The sequence below is a fragment of the Streptomyces sp. IBSBF 3136 genome (genome assembly GCF_036815105.1).
GTDB lineage: Bacteria > Actinomycetota > Actinomycetes > Streptomycetales > Streptomycetaceae > Streptomyces.
The window spans coordinates 1-13,748 of record NZ_JAJSZC010000210.1 but is presented as its reverse complement, the minus strand read 5'-3'; the positions used below and the strand labels follow the sequence as shown (position 1 = coordinate 13,748).

Genomic DNA, 13,748 nt, shown 5'->3' with positions numbered 1-13,748 from the left:
GTGGTGTGCGGCCCGGGCGTCCTGCGGGCAGCGGGTGGTGGTGTGCGCCCGGGCGTGCGGGGTGCCGGGCGGGGTGGCCGGTGCGGCGGTGACACCGATGTGCGCCCTGTCCGGGGGGCGTCAGGGCTGGGATCGTTGGACGGTGGTGGGGCCCGACGGGGTGTCCGCCGCCCGGGCCGGACCCGCGTTCGCCGCCGTGATCAGCGCGGCGACCGCCAGCACGGCCGCGGCCACGCCTCGCCGGTACCGTGCGGCGGGCCGTCCGTAGGGTTCGGATGTACGTCCGGGCACGGTGACCTCGCAACAACAAGCGACGTGTTAAGCATGCTTAATCCGCCGTTTAACCTAGGGGCTGCGGCACGCGAACGGCAAGAGGTGCCAAGGGAGTTGGGGGAGCGCGACGATGCGGGAACGGGACGACCCGGAGGTCATCGGGCGACGGGTGCAGCAGTTGCGCACCGAACGCGGACTCACCCAGCGTCAACTGGCTGAGCCCGCCTACACGCCCGCGTACATCTCCACCCTCGAGGCCGGCCGGGCCCGCGCCTCCGACGAGGCGCTGCACCACATCGCGGACAGGCTCGGCGTCGCCTACGAGGAAGTGGCCGTCGGCCGCCCCGCCCACCTCGCCACCGGCCTGCGCCTGCGGCTCACCGAGGCCCAGCGCGCCCTCGCCGACGGCAAGGCGGAGGAGGCGGCCGCGCAGTACGCCGCGCTGCTCACCGAGGCGGAGGGCCACGGACTCGCCCTCGAACAGGCCACGGCCCTGCTGGGCCTCGGCGACTGCGCCCTGGAGACGGGCGAGTTGGGCCAGGCGCGCGAGCACTTCGAGCGGGCCGAGGACCGGCTGGCCGGGGAGTCCCTGCCCGCCCGGGTGCCGGCGGTCCGCGGCCGCGCGGTCTCCCACTACCTGGCCGGTGAACTCCGGTACGCGGTCTACCTCCTGGAGTCCACCCTCGACGAGCTCAACCGCGGCGGTCTGCACGACCCCGACGCGCTGCTGCTGCTCTACGCCAGCGCCATCGGCCCCTACATGGACATGGGCGCCCACGCCCGCGCCGCGCAGGCCGCCGAGTTCGCCCTCGCGCTGGCCCCGCAGGCCGAGGACCCGGCGCTGATCGCCCGGATGCACCGCTCGGTCGCCCGCACGCTGCTCGCCGAGGGCCGGGTCGCCGAGGCGGACGCGTCCCTCGCCAAGGCGGCGGAGCTGTACCGCCGGCTCCGGCTGCGCACCGAACTCGCCAACTGCCACTGGATGCGCGGCTACGTCTGCGCCCAGGACGGCGACCTGGGCCGCGCCGAGTCCGAGCTGCGGCTGGCCCTCGACATGCTGTCGGAGACCCGGGCCGCCCTCTACCGCAGCCAGGCCGCCGTGGAACTCGCCGACGTCCTGCACCGGCGCGGCAAGTCGGCCGAGGCCGCCGACCTGCTCAACGGCGTCCTCGGCGACCTGTCCTCCGAGCGCGGCGCCGTCCACGCGGCCGCCGCCCACCGCCTGCTCGGCATCATCGCCGAGGACGCCCGCGACACCGAGGCCGCCGAGGAGCACTACGTCCGCGCGCTCAGCCTGCTGGAGCGCGCCGGCGCGGCCGGTGACCTGGCCGACCTGTGCCGCCTCCTCGGCGACCTGCTGCGCCGCACGGGCCGGGTGGAAGCGGCCCTGGACGCCTACCGCACCGGCCTGGGCCACCGGACGGCCCCCGGCACCACGACCCTGGGTCCGGCCCCGGCCCAACCGCCCCTGTGAGCACGGCCCCCGTCCGAGCCGCACGCACGTCCCGCCCGGGGCGTGTCCCGCCGGGGGCCGGCCGGGCCCGGGCGGGCGACCGGAAGACCCTCACACCTGGGCGCGGCCCTGTCTGCGTACGTCGGCCAGGCGCAGCGCGCCCATCTGGACGGCGGCCTGGGTGGCGTCGTTGGGTACGTCGCCCAGGCCGGCGTTGGTGAAGGCGAAGGCGTCGTCGCCGACGCGGACGGCGGCCACGTCCATCGTCAGCAGGACCGGCTCGTCGTCGGACGTCGTGGTGGCGACGGTGACGTGCAGCCCCTCGCGCGCGTCCCCGACCTCCGGCAGCGGGGCCTGGGCCACCTGGACGTCCTCCTGCAGCCCGTTCTCCGTGGTGGCCGAGAACCTGGCGCACTCGACCGGCATCGTCCGCAGCCACTCCAGCGCGGCGTCCACGTCCGCCGGGCGACGGGCGCCGATCTGGTAGCGGAGCTGGGCGTCCGTGTCGGCGTCGTCGAGCCCGACCGCGACGCGGGCGGGAGCGCCGAGGAGTTCGTCCGCGTAGAGGGCGTCCAGCAGCCGCTGGCAGTCCGCCACCGAGGTGTTCGCCTTCAGCAGTCCGTCCCGCCAGGTGGCCGCACCGCGCGTCGCCGCCCACGGAGCGCCCAGGTCCGACTCCGTGATGAGCGCGGCCCGGGCCTGCTCGTCGGTGAGCGTGGACCCGTCCGCCCGGGACGACGCCTTCGGCGTGGGCGAGGCCGGGTCGACGGTGGGCAGGGGCTGGTGCGCGGTCGGCGGGTGCTCCAGGCCGAGCGTCGCGCAGCCGGTGAGGGGGAGGAGGCCGACGGCGAGTGCGGCGAGGGTGACGGCGCGGGGGCGTATCGCTGCGGTCATCGGGGTGCCTCCTGGGCGGGCCGGTGGGGTGCCTCCTCTCACGGCACCATCGGCCGCAGGGCACCACCAGCGGTCCGGGCCGTCCGGGTGAGCGGCGGGGGAGGGCGTGGCCCGGCCGCCCGGCCCCGCCCCCCCGCCTCCCCGATCGCCGGTGGCACAGGGCACCGCGTCGTGGACCTGGCTAGGGTCGACCCGACGGAAGGAGTCCGCTGTGACCGGTGAGCCCATTCCCGTGATCATCGACTGCGACACCGGCGTCGACGACGCCCTCGCGCTGCTGTTCGCCGTACGCCACCCGGGCCTGGACCTCAGGGCGGTGACCTGTGTGGCCGGGAACACGGACGTCGACGGGGTGGTCCGCAACACCCTGACCGTGCTGGAGCGGGCGGGCGGCCCCGACATCCCGGTCGCGCGGGGTGCCGAGCGCCCGCTGATCGAGCCGGCCCGCCCGGCCCGGCACGTGCACGGAGCGGACGGCATGGGCGACCTCGGGCTGCCCGCGCCCGCCCGCCGTCCCGTCGACGTGGACGCGGTCACCCTCCTGCGCCGGGAGATCCTGGCCGCTCCGCGCCCGGTGACGCTGATCCCGACGGCCCCGCTCACCAACATCGCGCTCCTGCTGCGCACCCACCCGGAGGTGACCCGGAACATCGAGCGGATCGTGTTCATGGGCGGTGCGGTCGCGACCGGGAACGCCACGCCGGTGGCGGAGTTCAACGTCTGGCACGACCCGGAGGCGGCGGCGATCCTGCTGACGGCCGGGGTGCCGATCACGATGTACGGGCTGGACGTCTTCATGCGGGTCGTCGTGCCCGGCGGTGACGTGCACCGGCTGCGCGCGAGCGCCGAGCCCGGCACGCGGCTGGCCGGCGAACTGCTCGCCCACCGGCCCACGACCCAGGGCGGTGACCCGGACGTCGAGGAGGCGGGCGGGCTCGGTGACGCGGGAGCGGTCTGCGCGGTCGCCGACCCGGCCGGCATCACCACCCGCAGGCTGCCGGTCGAGGTCGCCCTGGCCCCGGGCCCGGCCCGCGGTCAGACGCTGGTCGACCGGCGTCCCCGTCCCGGCGAGTCCGAGATCCACGAGGGGGCCAGGGAGCAGGCGCTCGTCGACGTGGCACTCGACGTGGACGTGGACCGTTTCGTGAAGCTGTACCTGGAGACGGTCGAGCGCTGACCGGCCTCCGGGTCCGGGCCCCCGAAGAGCGATCCCCTCCGCACCGTCCGAAGGTTCCCTTTCCGGGCGATGTGGACAGATTCCGTACGGACCTTCTTCCGAACGGAGCCCGCATGGCAGACCTCTCGTCCAGGAACCCCGACTGGTGGCGCCAGGCCGTCATCTACCAGGTATATCCACGCAGTTTCGCCGACGCCGACGGTGACGGCCTCGGTGACCTCAGGGGCGTCACCGAGCGCCTGAACCACCTCGCCACGCTGGGTGTCGACGCCCTCTGGCTCAGCCCCTTCTACCCCTCCGAGCTGGCCGACGGCGGCTACGACGTCGCCGATCACCGGGGCGTCGACCCGCGCCTCGGCACCCTGGACGACTTCGACGCGATGGCGGCCGAGGCCCACCGGCTCGGGCTGAAGGTCGTCGTCGACCTCGTGCCCAACCACACCTCGCACCAGCACCCCTGGTTCCAGGAGGCCCTGCGGGCCGGCCCCGGCTCCGCCGCCCGCGACCGCTACGTCTTCCGTCCCGGGCGCGGCGCGCACGGCGAACTCCCGCCCACCGACTGGCAGTCCGTGTTCGGCGGCAGCGCCTGGCGGCGTGTGCCCGACGGCGAGTGGTACCTGCACCTCTTCGCCCCCGAACAGCCCGACCTCAACTGGGACGACGACGTGGTGCGCGCCGACTTCCGGGCCACCCTGCGTTTCTGGTCCGACCGGGGGGTCGACGGCTTCCGCGTCGACGTCGCCCACGGCCTGGCCAAGGACCTCACCGAACCGCTGCGGGACGTCGGCTCCGTCGGCGCCACCGGCGAGGACGCCCTGCCCCTGGTCCCGCCCGGCAGCCACCCGTACTGGGACCGCGACGAGGTGCACGAGATCTACCGCGACTGGCGGAAGATCTTCGACACCTACAGCCCGCCCCGCACCGCCGTCGCCGAAGCCTGGGTCCCCGACACCCGCCGCGCCCTGTACGCCCGTCCGGACGAGCTCGGGCAGGCGTTCAACTTCGAGTACCTCCAGGCGCGCTGGGACGCGGAGGAGCTGCGTGAGGTGATCACCGGCTCGCTGGAGACGGCCCGCGCGGCCGGTGCCTCCGCCACCTGGGTGCTCTCCAACCACGACGTCGTGCGCCACGCCTCCCGCCTGGTGCTGCCGGCCGGCACCGACGAGAACGCCTGGCTGCTGTCCGGCGGCCGGGCACCGGTGGCCGACGTCGAGGCGGGGCTGCGCCGGGCCCGGGCCGCGACCCTGCTGATGCTGGCGCTGCCCGGGTCGTCGTACCTCTACCAGGGCGAGGAGCTCGGGCTGCCCGAGGTCGCCGATCTGCCGACCGAGGTACTGCAGGACCCGATCTGGGAGCAGACGGGTCATGTCCGCAAGGGCCGCGACGGCTGCCGGGTGCCGCTGCCGTGGACGGCGACCGGGCCGTCGTACGGCTTCGGGTCCGGTGCCGCCTGGCTGCCGCAGCCCGAGGCGTTCGCCGCGTACGCGGTCGAGGTCCAGGCCGGCACCGAGGGATCCACCCTGGAGCTGTACCGCACCGCGCTCAGGCTGCGCCGCAAGCTGCTGGAGGGCGAGACGCTGACCTGGACGCCGGGTGCCCCGGCCGGAGTGCTGGACTTCGCCCGGACCGAGACCTGGCGGTGCGTCACCAACTGCTCCGCGCACCCGGTCGCCCTGCCCCCGGGCGAGGTGCTGCTCGCCAGCACCCCGCTCCCGGAGCCGGGAGGCCTCCCGCCCGACACCACGGTCTGGCTCGCCTAGGCCGTGTCCGACCTACGGCGCCGTCGGGCTGGGGGCGGGAGCCGCGCCCCCGTTGCCGGCGCCGTTGCCGCCGGCGAGCCCGTCGATGTTCACCGGCGTCGACGTGGCGTTCGGCGGCGGGGTGAGCACCACCTCCGGCTGGCCGGCGGGCGGGGGCGGCGGCGTGACCGCCGAGTCGGGCAGCTTAGGCGGGGTGGTCTGCTGGAAGAGGGTCTGGTCGAAGTCGACCAGACCGGTCTTCTCCATGACCGTGATGTGGTCGAGCACGGTGTCGTTGGCCTGGTCCGCGAGGGCCCGCACCAGCGAGTTCTTGGTCGTGGACCGGATCTTCGCCACCGTGTTGAAGATCGCACCGTGCGTCATCCGCAGGATGTTGGCGAAGTCGGTGTCGAACTGCTTGCCGCTGTCCCCCTTCAACTGGGTGACGAAGCCCTCCTGCTGCGGGCTCGCGATGTTGGGCAGCGTGATGTTCAGCATGGGCGCGATCTTGCGGCAGGTGGTGTCCAGCGCCGCGTGCCCGTCGATCAGGTGCTTGCTGGCCTCCAACACCCCCTTGGACGTGCCCTTCTGTAGACCGATCTGCCCCACCGGGTACTCCCACAGTCCCGCCGCCCGCACCTTCACCACGAAGTCCCGGTCGGCCTCCGTCAGCGGGCCCCACTGGGTGTTGGCGATGACCCGCGTCGGTGAACTGGAGACGGTGCTCACCCCGAGCATGCTCGGGTAGGCCAGTGCGCCCAGGGTGAGGGCCATCGCACCGCCCACGAAAAGGGTTCCCGTCGCATTCCGCGAAAAGCGCACCGTGCCTCCTGCCCGGTCATGGATCCCGCCGTCAGGCGGTTCGGACGCACAGCAGTACGGATGCGGGAACCGTTTGTGTCGATGCTTCGGGTAAAGATTTCGGATCGCGTCGGTAAGGGGCGGTTCACGGGGTCACCCCTTTGGAAGGCCGTTGGTCAAAGGTTGACCGTTCCCCGGGAGAAGCGTCCGGCACGCGGGCCTAGATTCGCCGCATGTCCCCGCAGCCACCTCCCCGGACGCCCGCGGCCCTGCCCGTCCTGCCGTACCGCAAGCCCACCAGGGGCCGTGACTACTGGGTGCTGGACGACGTCCTGCCGGACGCCGAGGCGGTGCGGGAGCGGTGCCTGGCCAAGGACGACTGGGTCAAGGGCCACCCCTACACCTCCGAGTCCTGGCCGGGGCTGCGGGCCATGCCCGGTCTGGAACCCGGTGAACTCGCCCGGGTCGAACGGCTGGTGAAGAAGGCGACGGGCGCCCGGGAGCTGTGGGTGCAGCGGGCGCCGGGCGGCGGCACCCTCAACCACAACTGCGTCCAGGTGGTCGGCGAGGGCGAGAGCGAGCCGCGCCCGCACACCGATTCCCGCGCGCTGTGCCGCTACGCGGCCGTGCTGTATCTGAACCCGCACGTGCCCAAGGACTGCGGCACCAGCTTCTACCGCCAGTCCCTGCCCGGCGGCCGACTCGGCGGCAACGTCGTCCAGGCACCCCACAACAACCTGGTCGAGGCCCTCGGCACCCGCTTCGTGTCTCCCGACGCCTTCGAGGAGGACGTCCGCGTCCCGCACCGCGCCAACCGCCTCCTGCTCTACAACGCCAACCTCGTGCACAGCGCCACCGGCTACCACGGCGTGGAGCTGGCGGAGAAGCGGATGACGGCCGTCTTCTTCTGGATGGCCTGAGCCCCGCCCGGGCGGCTCGCCGTACAAGTCGCTGTAGCGGCCAACGTCTTTGCCGAGTCGTGACGGGAAGGCGTACATCCCCAAGGGGCCTCGCGGTGGTCTGTAGTTGGCGTCACCCCGCTCGTCCACCCTTTCCCCGGGAGCACCATGCGCCTCCAGCGCGTCCCGCTCACGGCGGCGACCTCGGTCGTCGCCGCACTGACCACCGCCGCGGTCGGCCTCGGCGCCCCCGCCGCCCTGGCCGACGGCGCGGCGGCCCTGCCGCTGTCCCACTACGCGCACCTGCTGGTCGACGCGGCGCACGGACACCTCTTCTTCAGCCAGGGCGCCGGCTCGACCGGCATCCTGGTGACCGACCTGTCCGGCACCCCCGTCACCACGATCACCGGTGAGCAGGGCGCCACCGGCCTCGCCCTGTCCGCCGACGGCGGGACGCTCTACGCGGCCCTGGCGGACGGCGACGCGGTCGCCGCCATCGACACCTCCACCCTCGACGAGTCCGCCCGCTGGTCCACCGGCAGCGGCAGCGCGCCCGTCTCCGTCGCCGTGGCGGGCGGCCGGGTCTGGTACGGCTGCACGGCCGGCGACGGGGGCGGCATCGGCTCGGTGGACCCGGCCACCGCCGACCCGGCGGCCACTCCCCAGCCGTCGATGTCGCACTGGTCGGCCGCGCCCCTGCTCGCCGCGGGCGGGGGTGTGCTCGCGGCCGAGGAGCCGACGCAGAACCTCAGCCACGTGGCCACCTTCGACGTGTCCGACGGCACGGCGTCGGCCAAGGCCGACACGCTGGTCCGCGGTGGCACGGCGACCGGGCTCCAGGTCACCGGCGACGGCAGCCAGGTGCTGATCGCCGCGCCCCAGCAGCCCGCGCTGTACGCCTATCGCACCGCGGACCTGGGCAGCGCCTCCCCGGCGGTCTACTACACCGGCGGTGTGAACTCGGGCCCGGCCGCGCTCGCCGTCGACACCGACGGGACGATCGCCGTCGGCAGCACCTCGGGCGCGGCCGCCGGCTTCTACGTCTACTCCGGCGCCGGCAACCTGGCGGAGAACCACGGCGCCTTCCCGTCCGGCACCGTGGCCCCCGACGGCCTGGCGTGGGGGGCGGACGGCTCCACGCTCTACGCCGTCACCCGGGACTCCTCCGGCGCCTACACCCTCGGCGTGCTGGACGGCGCCAAGCTGACGGACACCCGGCTCTCCCTGACCCACCCCCGGCAGGCGGTCCCCACCGAGCAGTTCACGATCACCGGATCGCTGGCCACCGACGGCGCCATGCCGTCCGGCGCCGCGCTGCGGGTCACCCGCGACGGCACGGCCCTGCCCGACGCCACGGTCGGCAAGGACGGCACGTTCACCGTCGCCGACACCCGGCAGGACGAGGGGGCGTACACCTACCAGGTGACGTACGCCGGTGACGCGGCGCACCGCCCGGCGACGGCCTCGCTGACGGTCCACGTGACCCGCCTGGAGACCGTGATCCCCTTCCCGGAGGTCGGCTCGGCGAAGCCCGGCTCGGTGGTCCTCACCGGCTCGCTCATGACGATGCTCAACGCGGGCAGCCTGCCCGCGGGCACCACCGTCCGGGTGTCCCGGACCGACGAGGACACGCAGCGGACGACCTCGCTCCCGCCGGTCCCGGTCGACCCGGCCACCACCGAGTTCACCGTCCGGGACGCCCCGGGCAGCACCGGCAGGTTCACCTACCACCTGTCCTACGACGGTGACGCGACCCATCAGCCGACCACCTCCGACGCGGGCGTCCAGGTCTCCCCGTACGCCCCGGCGCTCACCCTGAAGGCCCCGGCGAGCGCCGGCCGCGCCACCGCGCTGAGCTTCGGCGGCACCCTGAGCGAGGGGCCCTACGGCGCCGGCGAGAAGGTGACCGTGTCCCGCACGGACGCCGCCCACACCACCACGCCCGTGAAGTGGGCCGCGCCCGTGGGCGCCGACGGCGCGATCACCGTCGAGGACAACCCGACCGTCGGCGGCGCCGTCACCTACACGGTCGCCTACCCGGGCGACGCCACCCACCAGGCGGCCACCGCCTCGGCGGTCGTCCAGGTCTCCCGCGCCACGACGGCCCTGACCGTCACCACGAACGCCTCCTCGTACGCGTACGGCGCGACGGCCGGCGTCACCGCCCACCTGGGCGCTACGTACGACGGCCGTACGGTCTCGGTCTGGGCCACGCCGGCGGGCGGCAAAAAGACCCTGGTCAAGACCGGCACGGTGGACGGCAAGGGCAACCTGTCGGCGACCTACAAGGTCACCCGGCGCACCGTCTTCACGGCGTCCTTCGCGGGCGACTACCGCTACGCCCCCGCCACGGCCACCCGCACCACCGACGCCTACGCGAAGGTCGCGCAGACGCTCGCCGGCTACTACACGAGCACCAAGTACGGCACCACCACCTACCGCGTCTACCACCGCACGGCCAAGCCGCAGGTGACCGCGACGGTGACGCCGGACAAGTCCGGCCAGTGCCAGCGGTTCCAGGCGCAGGAGTACTCCGGCGGCGCCTGGCACACGCTCACCACCTCGGACTGCTTCACCCTCGACGCGCACAGCACCGCGGTGACCCGCCTGAGCCTCACCAACGCCGTCGGCCACCGGTTCCGGGTGCGCTCGCAGTACGTCCACGGCAGGACGGACACCAGCAACCTGTCCACCTGGGGCGGCTGGCTGTACCTGACCGTCCGGAGCTGAGCGGGCGTCCGGGCGGGCCGCCCCGCGGGGCGGCCCGCACCCACCCGGCTTCGTTGGCGTGTCCCTGGCGACCGCGGGCGCCGGGTGCGCCAGGATGACCCGGTGAACGAAGAGATACGTCAGCCAGTCGCCCCGTCCGGCCTCGCCCTGCGGCCCGTCCGGCTGTCCGGGCGGCTGGCCGCGGGGGCGCTGTCGCTCGCGGGGCTCGCCTGGGTGGCGCGGGCGGTGTGGGAAGTGCGGCTGTCGCTCGCGGGGGAGCCCGACTCGGGGCCGCCGGACCAGGGGGACGGGGTGCACCGGCCGCTGACCGCGCTGGAGGACTCCTACCACCGGGTGACCTCGGTCGGGGGCGTCGTCGCCTTCCTGTGCGCGCTGTTCTTCCTCGCCTGGCTGTGGCGGGTGCGGGACAACGCGCGGGCGCTGACCGGGCAGCGGCCGAAGTACGCCGGGATCTGGGTGCTGCTCGGCTGGATCGTGCCGGTCGTGAACCTGTGGTTCCCGCGCGGGATCGTCGCCGACGCCTTCCGCACCACCGCACCGGGACGGAAACTGCCCGTCTGCGTCAACGTGTGGTGGGCGCTGTGGCTGGTCGGCATGGTCAGCGGGGTCGGACTGATCCAGAACGACTCCCCCGACGAGGTCATCGCCCGGGCCTACGGCGAGGTGTGGCCGCTGCTGGTCTCGGACACCGCCGTCGTCGGGGCCGCCGTGGCCGGTGTGTTCGTCGTGCGGGCCGTCACCGGCGCCCAGACGGACCGCATCCGGCGGGGCGCGGCCCCGGCCGTGGTGCGCGTGGGGCCGGGCGGCGAAGACTAGCCCCGCCCGGGTCCCGGTGGGTCCCGGCGGGGTGGTGGCCGGGCGCCGGAGGGACGAGGATTCCCGCATGAGCGTCTTCGCCGTCGTCGGGGCCGGACCCGGTCTCGGGTACGCCGTCGCCCGCCGGTTCGGGCGGGAGGGCTACGCCGTCGCCCTGCTCGCCCGCGACCCGCACCGCCTGGAGGAACTGGTGGCGGGCCTCGCCGGCGAGGGCGTCACCGCCCGGGGGTTCAGCGCCGACGTGCGCCGGCCGGAGGAACTGGTCGCGGCCCTGCGGGACGCCGCCGCCGCGCTCGGCACCGTCGAGGTGCTCCAGTACAGCCCGGTGCCGCACCGGGACTTCATGCGGCCGGTGCTGGAGACCCGGCACCGGGACCTGCTCGGTCCGATCGAGTTCTCGGTGTACGGGCCGGTCGCCGCGGTGCAGCAGGTGCTGCCGGGGATGCGGCGGCTGGGGCGCGGCACCGTCCTGCTCGTCAACGGCGGGACGGCCGCCGTACCGCACCCGGAGCGGGCGGGGACGTCGATCGCGTTCGCGGCGGAGAGCGCGTACGGCCATCTGCTGCACGACCGGCTGGCCCCCGAGGGCATCCACGTCGGGCAGTTGGTCATCCCCGGCGCGATCACGGCCGGGCACGTCCGCAAGGACCCCTCCGTGCTCGCCGACACCCTGTGGGGCATGCACCGGGACCGGCGCGGCTACCGGCACTACGCCGACGACCTGGACGGTTGACCTCGGCACCCTGTGGAGATCGGGTCGCCCTGCGTGATGGGCGTTTGTGGGCCAATATGGTGATGTTGGCCGCATTGCTCTCTTCAAGGGGGCCTCCATGGCTGTCGAAATCCCTTCGCTCATCAAGCCCTCCCGGTTCAGAAGCCGGGGCGGTCTGCTCGGTGAGTGCGTGGCGGAGTTCCTCGGGACCTTCGTCCTCATCTCCTTCGGCTGCGGCGTGGTCGCGATGGCGGTCGCCGCACTGCCCGGTTCGGGCCGTGCCGCCACCCCCACGACGATCTTCCTCGCGGCGGGTGACTGGCTGCTCATCACCTGGGGCTGGGCCTTCGCCGTCGTCTTCGGTGTCTACGTGGCCGGAGGCGTCAGCGGTGCCCACATCAACCCGGCGGTGACCCTGGCCATGGCCGTGCGCCGCGGGTTCCCCTGGCTGAAGGTGCTGCCGTACTGGTTCGCGCAGATCACGGGCGCGTTCGGCGGGGCGTCGCTGGTCTACCTCGTCTACCACCAGGCGATCAACGCCTTCGACGCCGCGGTGCCGGGACCGAAGGTGAACGGGCACACCAACGCCACGTTCTCCATCTTCGCGACCTTCCCGGCGCCCTACTTCAACGGCGGGATCTGGGGGCCGCTGATCGACCAGATCGTCGGCACGGCCTTCCTGCTGATGCTGATCGCCGCCGTCCTCGACCTGCGCAACCAGGCCGTGAAAGCCAACCTCGCACCGCTGATCGTCGGGTTCGTCGTCGCCGCGATCGGCATGTCGTTCGGCGCGAACGCGGGCTACGCCATCAACCCGGCCCGCGACTTCGGGCCGCGGCTGTTCACCTGGGCGCTGGGCTGGGACAGTCTGGCCTTCCCGGGCACGGTGGCCGGCTCGTTCAGCGGCTACTGGTGGATCCCGATCGTGGGGCCGCTGGTCGGCGCCGTGGTCGGCATCCTGATCTACGACCTGTTCATCGGCGACGTGCTGGTGGTGCGCGCCGAGATGGCCGAGCTGCCCGAGCCGGGCCGGGCCCGCCCGGTGTTGGAGACCGACGACGAGTGACTACTCCGGCTCGGCCGCGGCCGCCGCTCTGCGGGCCGCCGAGGCGATCCCCTCCAGGGCCGCCAGGTGGCTCGCGAGCGCGCGGCGGCCGGCGAGGGTGAGGGCGGCCCAGGTGCGCGGGCGCTTGCCGAAGTAGCCCTTGCGGATGCTGACGTGGCCGGTCCGCTCCAGTGCGGAGAGGGTCTTGCTCAGCGTGGAGTCGGAGACCTGGCAGTAGTCCCGCAGGACCGCGAACTCGGCCTCCGAGCAGCCGGAGAGATAGGCGGCCAGAGCCAGCCGGGTGGGGTGGTGGAGCTCCCGGTCGAGGGCGGGAGGCGTACCGTCCGGGCCGGCCGTCATGCCGTACCCGTCCGGGCGGCGCGCAGCAGGTGGTCGGCACCGCCGGCGAGGCCGAAACCGACGAGCCAGCCGGTCACGCCGTACGGGATCGCGGCCAGCAGGCCCACGACGACCGGGACGAGCGGCAGCAGCCAGGCGTGCCAGGCGGGCCGGCCCGGCCGGCAGTCCCGGCCGAACCAGCGGGTCACACCACCGTGGTGGGCGCCGAGCCAGACCAGGACGAGGAAGGCGACCAGGCTCAGCAGCCCGGTGGGCAGCAGCCAGCCGGCCCACTCGGGCCGCCGGTCGGTGACCCCGAAGGCGGTGAAGCCGGCCGCGAAGGCCAGGCCCTGGGCCACGGTGTAGCCGCGCGGCCGGTTGCGTTCGTCGCTCGCCCTGCGGGCCGCGGTCCGCGCGGCGCACGCGGCGGCGAGGGCGTCCCTGGCCCGTACCGCGTCCGTCGCGTCCATCGGCTCCCCCGTGCTGTCCATGGCCCTACCCCCGTGTGTCCTGTGCGTCCGTGTGCGCGTGTGTCCCGTGCGCGAAGGGGGCGGTGGTCGACCGCCCTGGTCCCTTCGATGTCATCCTGGACACTACTTTCCGCAAATGCAAGTACTTTCCGCGCAGAGGGCCGGCTTGACGAGTGACGACACCTCACCAGCCGGTCAGCAGCAGGTGGTTGAGGAGCAGGGCGAGGACCGCCTGCGCGGTGAGCCAGGCCCGGGGGTGGGGGAGGTACGCGCACGCCGGCAGCAGCCACATCGCGAACGGCAGCCAGATGCGCTCCGTCTCGGCCTTGCTCATCCCGGACAGGTCGGCGATCAGCAGGGCCAGCAGCACCGCGCAGACGAGAAGGGCCAGCCGCCGGGC

At 74.0% G+C, this 13,748-nt stretch carries 13 protein-coding genes and 1 pseudogene; 9 read left to right on the top strand and 5 right to left on the bottom strand.

All coding sequences use genetic code 11. From position 1 onward, the window contains the following. Nucleotides 1–268, top strand: a 268-nt coding sequence (locus V7E45_RS32055; protein ID WP_333777738.1) for a hypothetical protein, incomplete at its 5' end; no start/stop codon positions are given. A 135-nt stretch (nt 269–403) separates the two neighbouring features. After that, nucleotides 404–1,747 (top strand): helix-turn-helix domain-containing protein, encoded by a 1,344-nt coding sequence (locus V7E45_RS32050; protein WP_333777737.1) that lies wholly within the window; start codon nt 404–406, stop codon nt 1,745–1,747. A gap of 90 nt (nt 1,748–1,837) precedes the next feature. On the opposite strand, the gene V7E45_RS32045 is transcribed toward V7E45_RS32050, so the two are convergent. Continuing rightward, nucleotides 1,838–2,620 (bottom strand): hypothetical protein, encoded by a 783-nt coding sequence (locus V7E45_RS32045; protein ID WP_333777736.1) that lies wholly within the window; start codon nt 2,618–2,620, stop codon nt 1,838–1,840. Between the two features lie 211 nt (nt 2,621–2,831). Between V7E45_RS32045 and V7E45_RS32040 the strand changes: the two genes are divergently transcribed. Beyond that, complete coding sequence (locus V7E45_RS32040; RefSeq protein ID WP_333777735.1) at nt 2,832–3,797, top strand: nucleoside hydrolase; 966 nt, start codon at nt 2,832–2,834, stop codon at nt 3,795–3,797. A 113-nt stretch (nt 3,798–3,910) separates the two neighbouring features. Then, nucleotides 3,911–5,557 carry a glycoside hydrolase family 13 protein gene (locus V7E45_RS32035; RefSeq protein ID WP_333777734.1) on the top strand — a complete coding sequence of 549 codons (1,647 nt, stop codon included), beginning with the start codon at nt 3,911–3,913 and terminating at the stop codon, nt 5,555–5,557. A gap of 12 nt (nt 5,558–5,569) precedes the next feature. Here V7E45_RS32035 and V7E45_RS32030 read toward each other — a convergent pair whose 3' ends face one another. Next, a complete protein-coding gene (locus tag V7E45_RS32030; RefSeq protein ID WP_333777733.1) occupies nt 5,570–6,322 on the bottom strand; it encodes a DUF4142 domain-containing protein in 753 nt (250 codons plus the stop codon). A gap of 248 nt (nt 6,323–6,570) precedes the next feature. Here V7E45_RS32030 and V7E45_RS32025 point away from each other — a divergent pair, with 248 nt between their 5' ends. From V7E45_RS32025 to V7E45_RS32005, 5 genes are all read left to right on the top strand, one after another. Then, nucleotides 6,571–7,257, top strand: a complete 687-nt coding sequence (locus V7E45_RS32025) for a DUF6445 family protein (RefSeq protein ID WP_333777732.1) — start codon at nt 6,571–6,573, stop codon at nt 7,255–7,257. Between the two features lie 147 nt (nt 7,258–7,404). Continuing rightward, nucleotides 7,405–9,966, top strand: coding sequence for a hypothetical protein (locus V7E45_RS32020; RefSeq protein ID WP_333777731.1), 2,562 nt, complete (start codon nt 7,405–7,407; stop codon nt 9,964–9,966). Nucleotides 9,967–10,068: 102 nt separating this feature from the next. Beyond that, entirely contained in the window at nt 10,069–10,782 is a 714-nt protein-coding gene (locus V7E45_RS32015; RefSeq protein ID WP_333777730.1) for a DUF4328 domain-containing protein, read from the top strand. Nucleotides 10,783–10,849: 67 nt separating this feature from the next. Next, entirely contained in the window at nt 10,850–11,515 is a 666-nt protein-coding gene (locus V7E45_RS32010) for an SDR family NAD(P)-dependent oxidoreductase (RefSeq protein WP_333777729.1), read from the top strand. A 97-nt stretch (nt 11,516–11,612) separates the two neighbouring features. Then, nucleotides 11,613–12,560, top strand: a complete 948-nt coding sequence (locus tag V7E45_RS32005) for an MIP/aquaporin family protein (protein ID WP_333777728.1) — start codon at nt 11,613–11,615, stop codon at nt 12,558–12,560. Here the strand turns inward: V7E45_RS32005 and V7E45_RS32000 are convergent, their stop codons facing one another. From V7E45_RS32000 to V7E45_RS31990, 3 genes and pseudogenes are all read right to left on the bottom strand, one after another. Further along, nucleotides 12,561–12,899, bottom strand: coding sequence for a transcriptional regulator (locus V7E45_RS32000; RefSeq protein WP_333777727.1), 339 nt, complete (start codon nt 12,897–12,899; stop codon nt 12,561–12,563). Then, nucleotides 12,896–13,369: a hypothetical protein gene (locus V7E45_RS31995; RefSeq protein WP_333777726.1), complete on the bottom strand. Its 474-nt coding sequence runs from the start codon at nt 13,367–13,369 to the stop codon at nt 12,896–12,898. Before V7E45_RS31995 ends, V7E45_RS32000 begins: the two co-directional genes overlap by 4 nt. Nucleotides 13,370–13,532: 163 nt before the next feature. Then, a pseudogene (locus tag V7E45_RS31990) lies at nt 13,533–13,748 on the bottom strand (hypothetical protein); the annotation flags it as partial.